Annotated in this window: 16 protein-coding genes; 6 read left to right on the forward strand and 10 right to left on the reverse strand. The window is 69.1% G+C overall.

Translation table 11 applies throughout. The annotated features are described in order from the left end of the window. Positions 1–363: 363 nt before the first annotated feature. The 6 genes from ACQEVG_RS29820 to ACQEVG_RS29845 all read left to right on the forward strand — a co-directional run bounded on the left by ACQEVG_RS29820 (position 364) and on the right by ACQEVG_RS29845 (position 4,087). Complete coding sequence (locus ACQEVG_RS29820) at positions 364–1,563, forward strand: S8 family peptidase (protein ID WP_432989453.1); 1,200 nt, start codon at positions 364–366, stop codon at positions 1,561–1,563. 77 nt (positions 1,564–1,640) lie between these two features. Further along, positions 1,641–2,189, forward strand: coding sequence for a DUF1697 domain-containing protein (locus ACQEVG_RS29825; protein ID WP_432989455.1), 549 nt, complete (start codon positions 1,641–1,643; stop codon positions 2,187–2,189). Continuing rightward, positions 2,182–2,571, forward strand: coding sequence for a DUF4440 domain-containing protein (locus ACQEVG_RS29830; RefSeq protein WP_432989457.1), 390 nt, complete (start codon positions 2,182–2,184; stop codon positions 2,569–2,571). The genes ACQEVG_RS29825 and ACQEVG_RS29830 overlap by 8 nt, the downstream gene beginning before the upstream one ends. A gap of 279 nt (positions 2,572–2,850) precedes the next feature. Further along, positions 2,851–3,423, forward strand: coding sequence for a TIGR03086 family metal-binding protein (locus ACQEVG_RS29835; RefSeq protein ID WP_432989459.1), 573 nt, complete (start codon positions 2,851–2,853; stop codon positions 3,421–3,423). A gap of 189 nt (positions 3,424–3,612) precedes the next feature. Next, positions 3,613–3,864, forward strand: coding sequence for a DUF6400 family protein (locus ACQEVG_RS29840; RefSeq protein ID WP_432989461.1), 252 nt, complete (start codon positions 3,613–3,615; stop codon positions 3,862–3,864). Further along, positions 3,851–4,087, forward strand: coding sequence for a hypothetical protein (locus ACQEVG_RS29845; RefSeq protein WP_432989463.1), 237 nt, complete (start codon positions 3,851–3,853; stop codon positions 4,085–4,087). The genes ACQEVG_RS29840 and ACQEVG_RS29845 overlap by 14 nt, the downstream gene beginning before the upstream one ends. Positions 4,088–4,138: 51 nt before the next feature. Here ACQEVG_RS29845 and ACQEVG_RS29850 read toward each other — a convergent pair whose 3' ends face one another. The 10 genes from ACQEVG_RS29850 to ACQEVG_RS29895 form a co-directional block, all read right to left on the reverse strand. Continuing rightward, positions 4,139–4,876 carry a sirohydrochlorin chelatase gene (locus tag ACQEVG_RS29850; protein ID WP_432989465.1) on the reverse strand — a complete coding sequence of 246 codons (738 nt, stop codon included), beginning with the start codon at positions 4,874–4,876 and terminating at the stop codon, positions 4,139–4,141. Between the two features lie 8 nt (positions 4,877–4,884). Further along, positions 4,885–5,784 carry an ABC transporter permease gene (locus tag ACQEVG_RS29855; protein ID WP_432989467.1) on the reverse strand — a complete coding sequence of 300 codons (900 nt, stop codon included), beginning with the start codon at positions 5,782–5,784 and terminating at the stop codon, positions 4,885–4,887. Continuing rightward, a complete protein-coding gene (locus ACQEVG_RS29860) occupies positions 5,771–6,562 on the reverse strand; it encodes an ABC transporter ATP-binding protein (protein ID WP_432989469.1) in 792 nt (263 codons plus the stop codon). Before ACQEVG_RS29860 ends, ACQEVG_RS29855 begins: the two co-directional genes overlap by 14 nt. Positions 6,563–6,592: 30 nt before the next feature. Continuing rightward, positions 6,593–7,711 (reverse strand): aliphatic sulfonate ABC transporter substrate-binding protein, encoded by a 1,119-nt coding sequence (locus ACQEVG_RS29865; protein WP_432989471.1) that lies wholly within the window; start codon positions 7,709–7,711, stop codon positions 6,593–6,595. A gap of 216 nt (positions 7,712–7,927) precedes the next feature. After that, the gene (locus ACQEVG_RS29870) at positions 7,928–9,283 is read right to left on the reverse strand and encodes a sulfate adenylyltransferase subunit 1 (protein ID WP_432989473.1); all 1,356 of its coding nucleotides are present in this window, start codon (positions 9,281–9,283) and stop codon (positions 7,928–7,930) included. A gap of 2 nt (positions 9,284–9,285) precedes the next feature. Next, positions 9,286–10,224, reverse strand: coding sequence for a sulfate adenylyltransferase subunit CysD (cysD, locus tag ACQEVG_RS29875; protein ID WP_432989475.1), 939 nt, complete (start codon positions 10,222–10,224; stop codon positions 9,286–9,288). Positions 10,225–10,339: 115 nt separating this feature from the next. Further along, positions 10,340–10,912: an adenylyl-sulfate kinase gene (gene cysC, locus ACQEVG_RS29880; protein ID WP_432989477.1), complete on the reverse strand. Its 573-nt coding sequence runs from the start codon at positions 10,910–10,912 to the stop codon at positions 10,340–10,342. Continuing rightward, positions 10,894–11,592, reverse strand: coding sequence for a phosphoadenylyl-sulfate reductase (locus ACQEVG_RS29885; protein WP_432989479.1), 699 nt, complete (start codon positions 11,590–11,592; stop codon positions 10,894–10,896). The genes cysC and ACQEVG_RS29885 overlap by 19 nt, the downstream gene beginning before the upstream one ends. After that, positions 11,589–11,768, reverse strand: coding sequence for a hypothetical protein (locus tag ACQEVG_RS29890; RefSeq protein ID WP_432989481.1), 180 nt, complete (start codon positions 11,766–11,768; stop codon positions 11,589–11,591). Before ACQEVG_RS29890 ends, ACQEVG_RS29885 begins: the two co-directional genes overlap by 4 nt. After that, a complete protein-coding gene (locus ACQEVG_RS29895) occupies positions 11,765–13,459 on the reverse strand; it encodes a nitrite/sulfite reductase (protein ID WP_432989483.1) in 1,695 nt (564 codons plus the stop codon). The genes ACQEVG_RS29890 and ACQEVG_RS29895 overlap by 4 nt, the downstream gene beginning before the upstream one ends. Between the last annotated feature and the right edge of the window lie 104 nt (positions 13,460–13,563).

Here is a 13,563-nt window from a genome sequence, read left to right on the forward strand (position 1 = left end):
GCTCCCTCAAGCGTGACGTCGGTCAGGCACCGTCGTCTCCAGTAAGAAACTATGGGCACATTCAGGCCGTCTCCTCCTGCTCGCCGGTGACCTCTCGGGTGGGTCTCTACTCCTTTGGGACCGGTCGCATCCCCGAAAAGAAGGATCGAAGCCCCTTACATCTAAAGGGCGGTTGGGGGATGAGTCGGACTTGTGGGGCCCTGGCCGATTTCTTATTACGAAACCTTGTTGAGTAAGTTACAGCTGCATGAAGGTCTTGATCTGCGCGCGTCAATCGGTCAGGGTTTCGAGTCGGCCCCCGGAATTTTTTCGTCCGCGGGCCAATCCCCCCACAAAAACTGAATGACGAGGAGTCCCCTCTTCATGGCAACTCACAAGCGCGCGAGCAGGATCAAGCTCACCGCGGCGATCACTGCCGTGGCTGCCGCAGCCGGAGTGACCGTACTCGGCACGTCCTTCGCGGGAGCCGCGACTCCCGCCGAGGGCACTGTCTACGGCCTGAACGCCGAAGGCGCCGTCGCCGGCAGCTACATCGTGATGCTGGACCAGAAGGCCGACAAGCAGGACCTGGCCAAGGAGTACGGCGGCAAGCTGCAGCGCAACTACAGCTCCGCCATCAACGGCTTCTCCGCCAGCGGTCTTTCGGAGACCGAGGCCAAGCGCCTCGCGGCCGACCCGGCCGTCGCCAAGGTCGTCCAGAACAAGAAGTTCTCGATCAACGCGACCCAGGACAACCCGCCGTCGTGGGGCCTGGACCGGCTCGACCAGGCTGACACCGCAGGCGACAAGAAGTACACCTACCCGGACAGTGCCGGCGACGGCGTGACGGCGTACGTCATCGACACCGGAGTCCGCATCTCCCACAAGGACTTCGCCGGCCGCGCCGCCCACGGCTTCGACGCCGTCGACAACGACGACTCCGCCGACGACGGCAACGGCCACGGCACCCATGTCGCGGGCACCATCGCCGGGTCCACGTACGGTGTCGCCAAGAAGGCGAAGATCGTCGCCGTCCGCGTCCTCGACGACAACGGCTCCGGCACCACGGAGCAGGTCGTCGCGGGCATCGACTGGGTCACCAAGAACCACAAGGGCCCCTCCGTCGCCAATATGAGCCTCGGCGGCGGCGCCGACGAGGCGCTCGACGAGGCCGTCCGCAAGGCGATCGCGTCCGGCGTCACCTTCGCCGTCGCGGCGGGCAACGAGTCCACGGACGCGGGCCAGGGTTCCCCGGCGCGCGTCAAGGAGGCCATCACCGTGGCTTCCTCCACCGAGGACGACAAGCAGTCGGACTTCTCCAACTTCGGTGCGATCGTGGACATCTACGCCCCGGGCTCGGAGATCACCTCGGCCTGGAACGACAGCGACGAGGGCACCAAGACCATCTCCGGCACCTCCATGGCGACGCCGCACGTCGTCGGCGCCGCCGCGGTCTACCTCGGCGCCCACCAGGACGCGACGCCGGAGCAGGTGGCCAAGGCGCTGACCGACGGCGCCACGCCCGACAAGATCAGCAACCCCAGCGCGGGCACGCCCAACAAGCTGCTGAAGGTCGTCGAGTAACCCAGGGAGCGAGTCGCTGAGCCGGCGGTCGCCGTGCCCTCCCCCACGGGGCACGGCGGCCGCCTTAAGGTGTGCCGATGACCACCAGGTATGCGGCACTCCTGCGCGGGATCAATGTGGGCGGCCACAAGAAGGTCCCGATGGCCGAACTCCGCGAACTGCTGAAGGAACTGGGCCACGGTGACGTGGCCACGTATCTGCAGAGCGGCAACGCCGTCTTCTCCAGCGAGTCCGGCGACGAGAAGGCGCTCGGCACGGCTCTGGAGCGGGCCATCGAGAGGCGCTTCGGCTTCGCCGTCGACACTCTGGTGCGCAGCCACGAGTATCTGAGCGCGGTGGCCGACGACTGCCCCTTCCCGGCCGCGTCGCTGGAGGGCAGACAGCTGCATGTCATGTACTTCTCGGAGCAGGTCGGTCCCGAGCGGCTCGCGTCGATCGACGCGGCGGCCTTTGTGCCGGAGGAGTTTCGGCTCGGCGACCGGGCGCTGTATCTGTACGCGCCGAACGGCCTCGGCCGCTCCAAACTTGCGGAGGCGCTCGGAAAGCCGAGCCTGTTCAAGGGCATCGTCGCGACCAGCCGCAACTGGAACACCGTGGTGAAACTGGTGGAGCTGACACGTGACTGACCCCACGGAAGCCGTCAGCGCCGCCATGGAGGCGGAATTGAGCCTCCTCGACCCGGCGGTGCACCTGTCGCCGAAACGGCTGGCAGGCCTGCTCCACCCGGACTACCGGGAGTTCGGCACCTCGGGTCGGATCTGGGACCGCGACGCGATCATCGCGGCCCTCACCGGGCTGGACTCACCCTCGCCGCGGCCGGTCACCACATCAGCCATGAAGGGCGCCCAGCTCGCGCCCGATGTGGTGCATCTGACCTTCGACACCGACTCGGGCACGCACCGGGCCCACCGCAGCTCCCTGTGGCGGCTGACGATGGACGGCTGGCTGCTCTATTTCCACCAGGGCACCCGGTTCACGGGCGAGGCAGGCGTCACCCGAGGGCTCTGACGTCCCCCTCGGTGAGCCTCGACCGCCCGCCGCAGCACGGCCACGGCCTCCGCGCGCTCGCCGCGCGGGCCCCAGTACCCCGGCCCGGTCAGCTGGGCGGTGCCGTAACCGAGCCGGCGCACGGCCAGCTGTCCGCCGAGCCGGAAACTGTCCACGATCATGGCTGGACCGTACCCAGGTCTCGTACGCATGTGCTCCTCAGCGGCGCGGATGGTGTCGCGTTCCTGGTGTCGCGTTCCTTCAAGACCGGCCGGGACGTCCGGACATAGCTTCCCCGGCATGAACAGCACCCACTCGCACCTGACCGTCTGCGCCGCCGAAGCGGCCCGTGTCGCCCGCGGCGTCCGCGCCGAGGCGCTGTCCGAACCCTCCGTCTGCGCGGACTGGAAGGTCCGGGATCTCGTCAACCACCTCGTCCTGTACTCCTCGCACGGCCTGGAGCACCGCGCCCTGCGCAAACAGCTCCCCGAAGAGCTCACGCGGCGCGACTTCACCGCGGACTCCGACTGGGCACAGCGGTACGCGACCCAGCTCGACCGCGCCCTTGCCGCGTGGCAGGAGCCGGCGGTCTGGGAGGGCGAGGTTGACCTCGGCTTCACGACGATGCCGGCCTCCGAGATCGCCTCGCTCATCGTCAAGGAACTCGCCCTGCACGGCTGGGATCTGGCCCGCTCCACGGGCCAGGACTTCAAGGTTCCGGACGGGACGGGCGAGTTCGTCCTCGCTGTCGTCCAGGAACATGCCGAGCTCTATCGCCAGTACGACGGCTTCGCGGACCCGGTGGAGACGGTGGACGGCGCGACCGCCTTCGAACGGGCGCTGGCGACGAGCGGGCGTGACCCGCGGGCCTGAGACGTGTGGAGTCCCTCACACGACGCAGGCCATCTGGTGGCTTTCGCCCTATATGGGAGGGCGATGGCTTCAGTGGGTCGACAGTCCGTTTCATGCGGTGACGGCCCCTTTGAACTGACGCTTCCTCGGTTCGAATGCCCTTGATAGACACGACGGGTTCGGCCACCGACCCGGCGAGAGAAGCAGCGCATGATCCACGACCGGAATCCGGATCACCACGACTTCGAGATCGACCTGACCCGCGACGAGGTCAGGCGGCGCGCCGCGGTGCTCGGGGCCCTCGGGGACGACTGGGACCCGGTGGCCGTGCTGGAGGGGGAGCAGGAGGCGTACCGCCTGCTCTACTCGAACCTGGATGCCCGGCAGCAGCAGACCTATGACCGGCTCGTGGCGGCCGGCGTCCTGCCCGGACGGGAGGGCGAGGGGCATGCTGCCGCTTGATCCGACGGCCGATGCCGGGCGCCGGGCCTGGGTGCCGTGCCCGGGGTGCGCCGACCACCGGGACTGCGCCGTCTGCCTGGCGGGGCGCACCTGCGGCGACCACTGGCGCTATCTGCTGTCCAACGTGGGCAGCCTGCTGCATCTGCAGTGCTCCAACTGCGCCCACCTGTGGGCCCATGAGACCGGTTTCGGCGCGGGATCGCGCGGGGCGCGCCCGGCGTAGGGTCTTCGGCGGCAAGCGGTCGGTGGCCGAGCCCCGGGCCGCTGATCTGCGTCAGGCAGTCGCCGCGAGACGGCGGGCGACCCGCGCCTCGTCGTAGCGCTCCAGCAGTAGCCGCGCCAGCTCCGGGGCGGGACCGAGAACATCGGCCACTACATCCGCGTCCCGGGCGCCCTGGGCGATGCGGTCCGGGAGGCGGCCCGGCGCTATGACATACGGAGCCACAGCCACGCGCTCGCAGCCCTCGGCCCGGAGCTGCCGCACCGCGTCCTCGGTGCGGGGAAGAGATGCGGAGGCGAACGCAGGCCGCACGGCGCACCAACCGGTGTGCCGCAGCTCCCGCGCGATTTCAGCGATCACTGCGATCGCCTCCGGGTCTGTGGAGCCCGCCGAGGCCAGGACCAGCCCCGTCGAGCGCTTCTGGGAGGGGCCGAGCCCCGCCTCGTACAGCCGCCGCTCCAGAGCCGACAGGAGACGCGGGGACGGCCCGAGCACCTCGGCCTGGTGGATACGCAGAACCGGGGGAGCGGCCCGCAGCACGGCGGGTATGTCGGCCTTGGCATGGAAGGCGCGGGTCAGGAGGAGAGGCAGAGCGACCACCTCTCGTACCCCTTCGCAAGCCAGCCGTTCCAGCACGCGTGGCACGGCGGGGGCGTTGAACTCCAGGAAGCCCGTCTCCACGCGCAGCCCCGGCCGCAGCGACCGGGCACGCTCCACCAGGGCGTGCACGGTCGCTGCGTGCCGCGGGTCGCGGCTGCCGTGGGCGATGACGAGGAGGACGGGGCTGTGCATGAGGTGGCTCAGTTCTTGACGAGGAGACCGCGACTGCGCAGGACGCGTCGCTCCAGCGGGGCGAAGAGGAGCAGCTCGATTCCGATGCCGACGATGAGGATCAGCAGGATCGCGCTGAGGACCCAGGACATGTCCTGGAGTTCGCGGCCCTGTTCCAGCAGCTGCCCGAGCCCCACGCCCAGATCGGCGGCGTTGACGATGAGTTCGGCGGCCATCAGCGAGCGCCAGGAGAACGCCCAGCCCTGCTTGAGGCCTGCGATGTACCCGGGGAGAGCGGCGGGGAGCAGCACATGGCGTACGCCCTGCATTCCGGTCGCACCGATCACACGTCCCGCCCGGAGGTACAGCGGCGGGATCTGGTCGACACCGGAAACCAGACCGTTGGCGATCGACGGCACGGCGCCGAGCAGCACGACGGCGTAGATCGTGGCGTCGGTCAGGCCGAACCAGATGATCGCGGCAGGCACCCAGGCGACGGACGGCAAGGACTGCAGGCCGGACAGGATCGGCCCGATCGCGGCCCGTACGACCTTCACCCTGGCCACGATCAGCCCCAGCGGCGTGCCGACCGCGACGGAGATGAGGAAACCGAGCGCGCCGCGCGACAGGCTCGTCCACACATAGCCGAGGAGTGTGCCGTCGAGCCACTTTTCCTGGAGCGTGCGGCCCACGTCGGCCGGGCTGGGGAGCAGATAGTGCTCCTTCACCTCGAAGTGGTAGGCGAGCTGCCAGGCCGCGAGCACGATCGCGATGGCCACGACCGGCGGTACGGCCTTGGACAGCAGTGTCTTGCCCAGCGGCACACGCTGGGTGCTCTGCGTGTCCAGGGCGTCGAGCCCCGCCTCCAGACCGGCGAGCTGGTCGGGTTCGGTGTTGGTCGGATGCTGCTTGATGTCAGTGCTGGCCATGACGGCGGATCTCCCCCCGGAGCTGTTCAGTGATCTCGACGGAGAGATCGGCGACTGCGGAATCCTCGATCCGGCGGGGGTGCGGGATGCCGACCTCCCACTCGCGGGCGATGCGGCCCGGGCGGGACGAGAGCAGTACGACCCGTTCCGCGAGCCGGACTGCCTCACGCACGTTGTGGGTGACGAAGAGGACGGACAGGTTCGTCTCCCGCCAGATGCGGGTCAGTTCGTCGTGCAGGACGTCACGGGTGATGGCGTCGAGTGCGGCGAACGGCTCGTCCATCAGCAGCAGCTGGCTGGCCTGCGCAATAGCGCGGGCCATGGCCACACGCTGGCGCATGCCGCCGGAAAGCTCGTGCACCCGCTTGCCGTACGCGCCCTTGAGGCGTACGAGCTCCAGCAGCCGTTCGGCCTCGGTCTGCCGCTCGGCCTTCGGCAGACCGCGCATCTTCAGCGCGAGTTCGATGTTCTTCCCGGCGGTGAGCCAGGGGAACAGCGCGTGCTCCTGGAACATCAGGGCCGGCCGTCCGCCGGCGACGTCGATCTCCCCGGCGGACGGCCGGTCGAGCCCCGCGACCAGGTTGAGCAGGGTCGACTTTCCGCAACCGGAGGCCCCCAGGAGGGTGACGAACTCGCCGGGTGCGACATCGATGCTGATGTCGTCCAGTACGAGCTGCTGGGCGCCCGGACGGCCGAAGGACTTGGAGACATGGGTGATACGCGCGGCGTACGACACCGCGATCTCGTCGTCGGCGGCCTTGGTGAGCGTGCTGGACATGAGCGTCACCTCCTGAGAGCGTGCGGTTGCTTACTTGGCGCCGAGACCGGCGTCGTCGACCTCGGGCTGTCCGGCGGCCTTCAGCACCTTGTTGAGCAGGCGCAGGTCGTAGATGCCGTCCAGGGTCGGGTCCTTCAGCAGCCCCGCCTTGACCGCGTGCTCGGCCTCGGCGCGCAGGGTGGAGGCCAGCGGGTCGTTGAGGATGTCGACGTTCTTGAACGCGGGGTCGATGACCTCGGGCGGCAGCGCCTTGCCCGTCTCCTTCTCCAGCGCGGCGTTGACCGCCTTCTTGGCGTCCTCGGGATTGGCCTTGATCCAGGCGTTGGTCTTGACCGATCCGCTCAGCACGGCCTCGACGACGTCCGGGTGCTCCTTGAGGAACTTCTGGGAGACGATCACGTTCGTGATGACGAACTTCTTGTCCGGCCAGAGGGTCCTCTCGTCGAGCAGGACCTTGCCGCCCTCGGCGACCAGCTTGGAGGCGGTGGGCTCGGGGACCCAGGCGCCGTCGATGTCGCCCGACTTGAACGCGACCGGGGTCACCTTGTTGTCCGTACGAGCGATGGAGACGTCGCCCTTGCCGGACGTCGCGTCGACCTTGTAGCCCTTCTCGGCCAGGTAGTTGAGAAGCGCGACATCCTGGGTGTTGCCGAGCTGCGGCGTCGCGATCTTCTTGCCCTTGAGATCGTCCAGGGACTTGATCTTCTTCGGGTTCACGACGAGCGAGACACCGCCGGAGGCGGAGCCGCCGATGATGCGCAGGCTCTTGCCCTTGGACTTGCTGTAGCCGTTGATCGAGGGCGAGGGGCCGATCCAGCCGATGTCGATGGCACCGGAGTTGAGCGCCTCGATCTCGGCGGGGCCGGCGTTGAAGACGGAGGACTTGACGGTCGTGCCGCCGAGCTCCTTCTGGATCAGGCCGTCCTTGCCCAGACCGACCAGGGCGGTGGCGTGCGTGACGTTGGCGAAGTAGCCGATCTTCACTTCGGAGGCCGAGAGCTTCTTGGCGTCCGCGTTGGCGGCCGGGGCCGCCTTGTCGTCCTTCTTGGCCTCGGAACCGTAGCCGCAGGCGGTGAGCGCCACGGCGAGCAGCGGAAGGGCGGCGGCAGCGGCGAGACTGCGGCGCAGGGTGGTACGGGTGGCAGGCACGGGAGGCATTTCCTCTCGGAGGCCCGGTTCTTACGTCACGTCGGACGCCCGGGTGTCGGCGGTCTTCGTTTGCGCAGGGTGCGGGGGGTGAGGGCGCGCAGGCAGTGCGCGTACGTCATCGCGCACATCGCGCCACCCCGCCCGTGCCCGCGCCGAGCGCGCCGCTGCCGACGCGGCCGCCCTCCTTCGCGAACGTCGAGTAGAAGTCCGTTGTCATCAGAAGTCCCAGCCCTCGTCGTCGGCCTCGTCCTTGACCGGCTCGGGGCTGGCGAAGGACTCGCCGACCATGCCCGCGGTGAGCGTGGTGCCGTCGGCCGGGTCGATCAGGATGAACGAGCCGGTGCGGCGGGAGTCGGCGTACGAGTCGAGCGGCAGCGGCTCGGCGGTACGGATCTTGACGCGGCCGATGTCGTTGGCGACCAGCTGCCCGGGGTGCGGGTGCAGGGACAGGTCGTCGAGGGTCAGCCGGGACGGGATGTCCTTGACGATCGCCTTGACCGTGCGGGTGCCGTGCTTGAGCAGCACCCGGTGGCCGACGGTGAGCGGCTGGTCGGCGACGTGGCAGACGGTCGCCTCGACGTCCTGGGTGGTCGCGGGCGCGTCCTTGCTCGGCACGATCAGGTCGCCGCGCGAGATGTCGATGTCGTCCTCCAGCAGGAGAGTCACCGACTGCGGGGTCCAGGCGACGTCGACCCGCTTGCCCAGCAGGTCGATCCCGGCGAGCTTCGTCGTGCGGCCGGACGGCAGCACGGTCACGCTCGCGCCGACCCGGAACGTACCGGCCGCGATCTGACCTGCGTATCCCCGGTAGTCGGGGTGCTCGGCGGTCTGCGGGCGGATCACGTACTGCACGGGAAGGCGCGCATGGCAGTGGGCCAGGTCGTGGCTGACCGGCACGGTCTCCAGGTGCTCCAGGACCGTGGGGCCGCCGTACCAGTCCATGTTCGCGGAGGCGTCCACCACGTTGTCACCGGCGAGCGCCGAGATCGGGATGGCGGTGATCTCAGGGACGCCGAGTTCGGACGCGTACGCCGTGAACTCCTCGGCGATCGCGGCGAAGACGGACTCCTTGTAGTCGACGAGGTCCATCTTGTTCACGGCGAGGACGACGTGCGGGACGCGCAGCAGCGCGGCGACGGCGGCGTGGCGGCGGGTCTGCTCGATGACGCCGTTGCGGGCGTCCACGAGGACGACGGCCAGGTCGGCGGTCGAGGCACCGGTGACCATGTTGCGGGTGTACTGCACATGGCCGGGGGTGTCGGCGAGGATGAACCGCCTGCGTGCGGTGGCGAAGTAACGGTAGGCGACATCGATGGTGATGCCCTGCTCACGCTCGGCGCGCAGGCCGTCGGTGAGGAGGGCGAGGTCGGGGGTGTCCTGCCCGCGGCTCTGGGAGACACGCTCGACGGCCTCCAGCTGGTCCGTCAGGACCGACTTGGAGTCGTGCAGCAGACGCCCGACGAGGGTGGACTTGCCGTCGTCGACGGAGCCCGCGGTGGCGAAGCGCAGCAGGGTGGTTGCCGACAATTGCTCGACCGACAGCGGCTCGGTGGGTTCGGTGGTGCTCGTCATGACTAGAAGTACCCCTCGCGCTTGCGGTCTTCCATCGCGGCCTCGGACATCTTGTCGTCGGCGCGGGTCGCGCCTCGCTCGGTGAGACGCGACGCGGCGATCTCGGCGATGACGGCGTCCAGCGTGGTCGCGTCGGAGTCGACGGCGCCCGTGCAGGACATGTCGCCGACGGTGCGGTAGCGGACGAGCCGCTTCTCGACGACCTCGTTCCCGCGCGGTCCGCCCCACTCACCGGCGGTCAGCCACATGTTGGACCGCTTGAAGACCTCACGCTCGTGCGCGAAGTAGATCTCCGGCAGCTCGATGTTCTCGCGGGCGATGTACTGCCAGACGTCCAGCTCGGTCCAGTTGGACAGCGGGAAGACGCGGACATGCTCGCCCGGCGCGTGCCGGCCGTTGTAGAGCTGCCAGAGTTCGGGGCGCTGGCGGCGGGGGTCCCACTGCGAGAACTCGTCGCGCAGTGAGAAGACCCGCTCCTTGGCGCGTGCCTTCTCCTCGTCGCGGCGGCCGCCGCCGAACACCGCGTCGAAGCGGTGGTGCTGGATGGCTTCGGTCAGCGGCACGGTCTGCAGCGGGTTGCGGGTGCCGTCGGGGCGCTCGCGCAGTTTTCCGCTGTCGATGTAGTCCTGTACGGAGGCGACATGGAGCCGGAGCCCATGTGCGGCCACCACACGGTCGCGGTACTCCAGCACCTCGGGGAAGTTGTGGCCGGTGTCGACATGCAGCAGTGTGAAGGGGATCGCGGCGGGCGCGAAGGCCTTCAGCGCGAGGTGCAGCATGACGATGGAGTCCTTGCCGCCGGAGAAGAGGATCACCGGCCGCTCGAACTCGCCCGCCACCTCGCGGAAGATGTGCACCGCCTCGGACTCCAGAGCGTCCAGGTGCGACAGGGCGTACGGGCTGTCGGTGCCTTCGCTCACAACGTTGACGCTGGTCGTCATCCGGCGCACCTTTCGTTCGCTTCTCCGCCCGCGCGGCGCAGAGGCGCGGCTTTCGTCTGAGTCTGCGGCCCGGCGGCCTTCCCGCCGCGGTAGCGGCCGATGTCACGGCCGTCGCTCACAGGAGACCCCTCTCGGTGAGCAGCGCATGCAGCGCCGACGCGGACTCCTGAACGCTCTGCTGGTGCGACTCGATCCGCAGATCCGGGTTCTGCGGCTCCTCGTACGGGTCGTCGACACCGGTGAGACCGCTGATCTCGCCCGCGGCCTGCTTGGCGTACAGACCCTTCACATCGCGTACGGAGCAGACCTCCACCGGGGTCGCGACATGCACCTCGACATACGGGGTGCCCTCTGCGGCATGGCGCTTGCGCACAGCCTCACGGCTGTCCTCGTACGGGGCGATCACCGGGACCAGCGCCTTGACGCCGTTGGACGCCAGCAGCTCGGCGACGAAGCCGATCCGCTGCACATTGGTGTGCCGGTCCTCGCGGCTGAAGCCGAGGCCCGCGGAGAGGAACTCGCGGATCTCGTCGCCGTCGAGCACCTCGGTGCGGTGGCCGTCGGCGCGCAGCCGCTGCGCCAGCTCGTAGGCGATGGTGGTCTTGCCCGCGCTCGGCAGACCGGTGAGCCAGATGGTGGCCCCAGTCACGTGCTTGTCTCCCAGAATCGTCATCCGTGCAGCCCGCATTCGGTCTTGCCGCGCCCGGCCCAGCGGCCGGCCCGGGCGTCCTCGCCCTCCAGCACCCGGCGGGTGCAGGGTGCGCAGCCCACGGAGGCGTAACCGTCCATCAGCAGCGGGTTGGTGAGGACACCGTGCTCGGCGACATAGGCGTCCACGTCGTCCTGCGTCCACCGGGCGATCGGCGAGATCTTGACCTTCTGCCGCTTCTCGTCCCAGCCGACCACCGGGGTGTTCGCCCGGGTCGGGGACTCGTCACGGCGCAGACCCGTCGCCCACGCCTCGTACGCGGTCAGTCCCTCTTCGAGGGGCTTGACCTTGCGCAGGGCGCAGCACAGGTCGGGGTTGCGGTCGTGCAGCCTCGGGCCGTGCTCGGCGTCCTGCTCGGCCACCGACTGGCGGGGCGTGAGCGTGATGACGTTGACGTCCATCACGGCCTCGACCGCGTCGCGGGTCCCGATGGTCTCCGGGAAGTGGTAGCCGGTGTCGAGGAAGACGACGTCCACGCCGGGGAGCACACGGGAGGCGAGATGGGCGACCACCGCGTCCTCCATCGAGGAGGTGACGCAGAAGCGCGGACCGAACGTGTCGGCCGCCCACTTCAGGATCTCCAGTGCGGAGGCGTCCTCGAGGTCCCGCCCTGCCTGCTCGGCGAGCTCCCGCAGATCTGTTGCCTGAGTCGTCGTCATATCTCCTGCCCTCCACCGTCGTTGCGCTGAAGTCCGCGGGCCAGCAGCCCGAGGAACTTCAACTGGAAGGCTCGATTGCAGGCTGCGCATTCCCACGCGCCGTGGCCCTGCTCGTTGGGACGCAGGTCCTCGTCGCCGCAGTACGGGCAGTAGAACGGTGCTGCTCGCTCGCTCACGACAGCGCCTCCTCGGACGCGCGGGCGGCCCAGGTGGCGAAGCGCTCGCCGTCCTCGCGCTCCGCCTGGAAGCGCTTGAGCACCCGCTCGACGTAGTCGGGCAGCTCGGCGGAAGTGACCTTCAGACCACGGACCTTGCGGCCGAAGCCGGCTTCCAGACCGAGCGCGCCGCCCAGGTGGACCTGGAAGCCTTCGACCTGGTTGCCCTCGTCGTCCAGGACCAGCTGGCCCTTGAGACCGATGTCCGCGACCTGGATGCGGGCGCAGGCGTTGGGGCAGCCGTTGATGTTGATGGTGATCGGCTCGTCGAACTCGGGGATGCGGCGCTCGAGTTCGTCGATGAGCGAGGCGCCGCGCGCCTTGGTCTCGACGATCGCCAGCTTGCAGTACTCGATACCGGTGCAGGCCATGGTGCCGCGCCGGAACGGAGAGGCGTTGACCCGCAGGTCCAGCGCCTCGAGGCCGGCGACGAGGGACTCGACCTGCGCCTCCTCGACATCGAGCACGATCATCTTCTGCTCGGTGGTGGTACGCAGCCGACCAGAGCCGTGTGCCGCGGCGACTTCGGCGATCTTCGTCAGGGTCGTGCCGTCCACCCGGCCGACGCGCGGGGCGAAGCCGACAAAGAAGCGCCCGTCCTTCTGCTTGTGCACGCCGAGGTGGTCGCGCCATGTCCCGGCCGGCTGCTCCGGCGCGGGACCGTCGACCAGCTTGCGCTGGAGGTATTCGTCCTCGAGGACCTGGCGGAACTTCTCCGCGCCCCAGTCGGCGACCAGGAACTTCAGCCGGGCGCGGGTGCGCAGCCGGCGGTAGCCGTAGTCGCGGAAGATCCCGATGACGCCGCCGAACACGTCCGGCACCTCGTCGAGCGGCACCCAGGCGCCGAGCCGGACCCCGAGCTTGGGGTTGGTGGAGAGACCGCCGCCGACCCAGAGGTCGAAGCCGGGCCCGTGCTCGGGGTGGTTCACGCCGACGAAGGCGATGTCGTTGATCTCGTGCGCGACATCGAGCTGCGGGGAGCCGGAGATCGCGGTCTTGAACTTGCGCGGCAGGTTGGAGAACTCGGGGTTGCCGATGAAGCGGCGGTGGATCTCGTCGATGGCGGGGGTGCCGTCGATGATCTCGTTCTCGGCGACACCCGCGACGGGGGAGCCGAGGATCACGCGGGGCGTGTCACCGCAGGCCTCGGTGGTGGAGAGGCCGACCTCTTCCAGACGGCGCCAGATCTCGGGTACGTCCTCGATCCGGATCCAGTGGTACTGGACGTTCTGCCGGTCCGTGAGGTCGGCGGTGCCGCGCGCGAACTCCTGCGAGATCTCGCCGATGACCCGCAGCTGCTCGGTGGTCAGCCGGCCACCGTCGATGCGGACGCGCAGCATGAAGTACTTGTCGTCCAGCTCCTCCGGCTCCAGTATCGCCGTCTTGCCGCCGTCGATACCGGGCTTGCGCTGGGTGTAGAGCCCCCACCAGCGCATCCGGCCGCGCAGGTCGGCGCCGTCGATGGAGTCGAAGCCACGGTGCGCGTAGATCGTCTCAATGCGTGTCCGCACATTGAGACCGTCGTCGTCCTTCTTGGTCTGCTCGTTGGCGTTCAGCGGCGTCATATGGCCAACAGCCCACTGCCCCTCGCCGCGGTGGCGTCCGGCCTTGCGGCGGGGCGTGGCGGAGGCGGGCTTTTCGGTGGCGGCCATGGGTGTACGTCCTTCGAGACTGCAGGAGGGCGGCTCTGAACTGCACACTCGCGCTGAGGCGCGGCGGTGCGCAGGGGGATTGCTGGGTGCGGAGTCCTCGGCTG

The organism is Streptomyces sp. CA-135486 (assembly GCF_050936555.1).
Classification (GTDB): domain Bacteria; phylum Actinomycetota; class Actinomycetes; order Streptomycetales; family Streptomycetaceae; genus Streptomyces.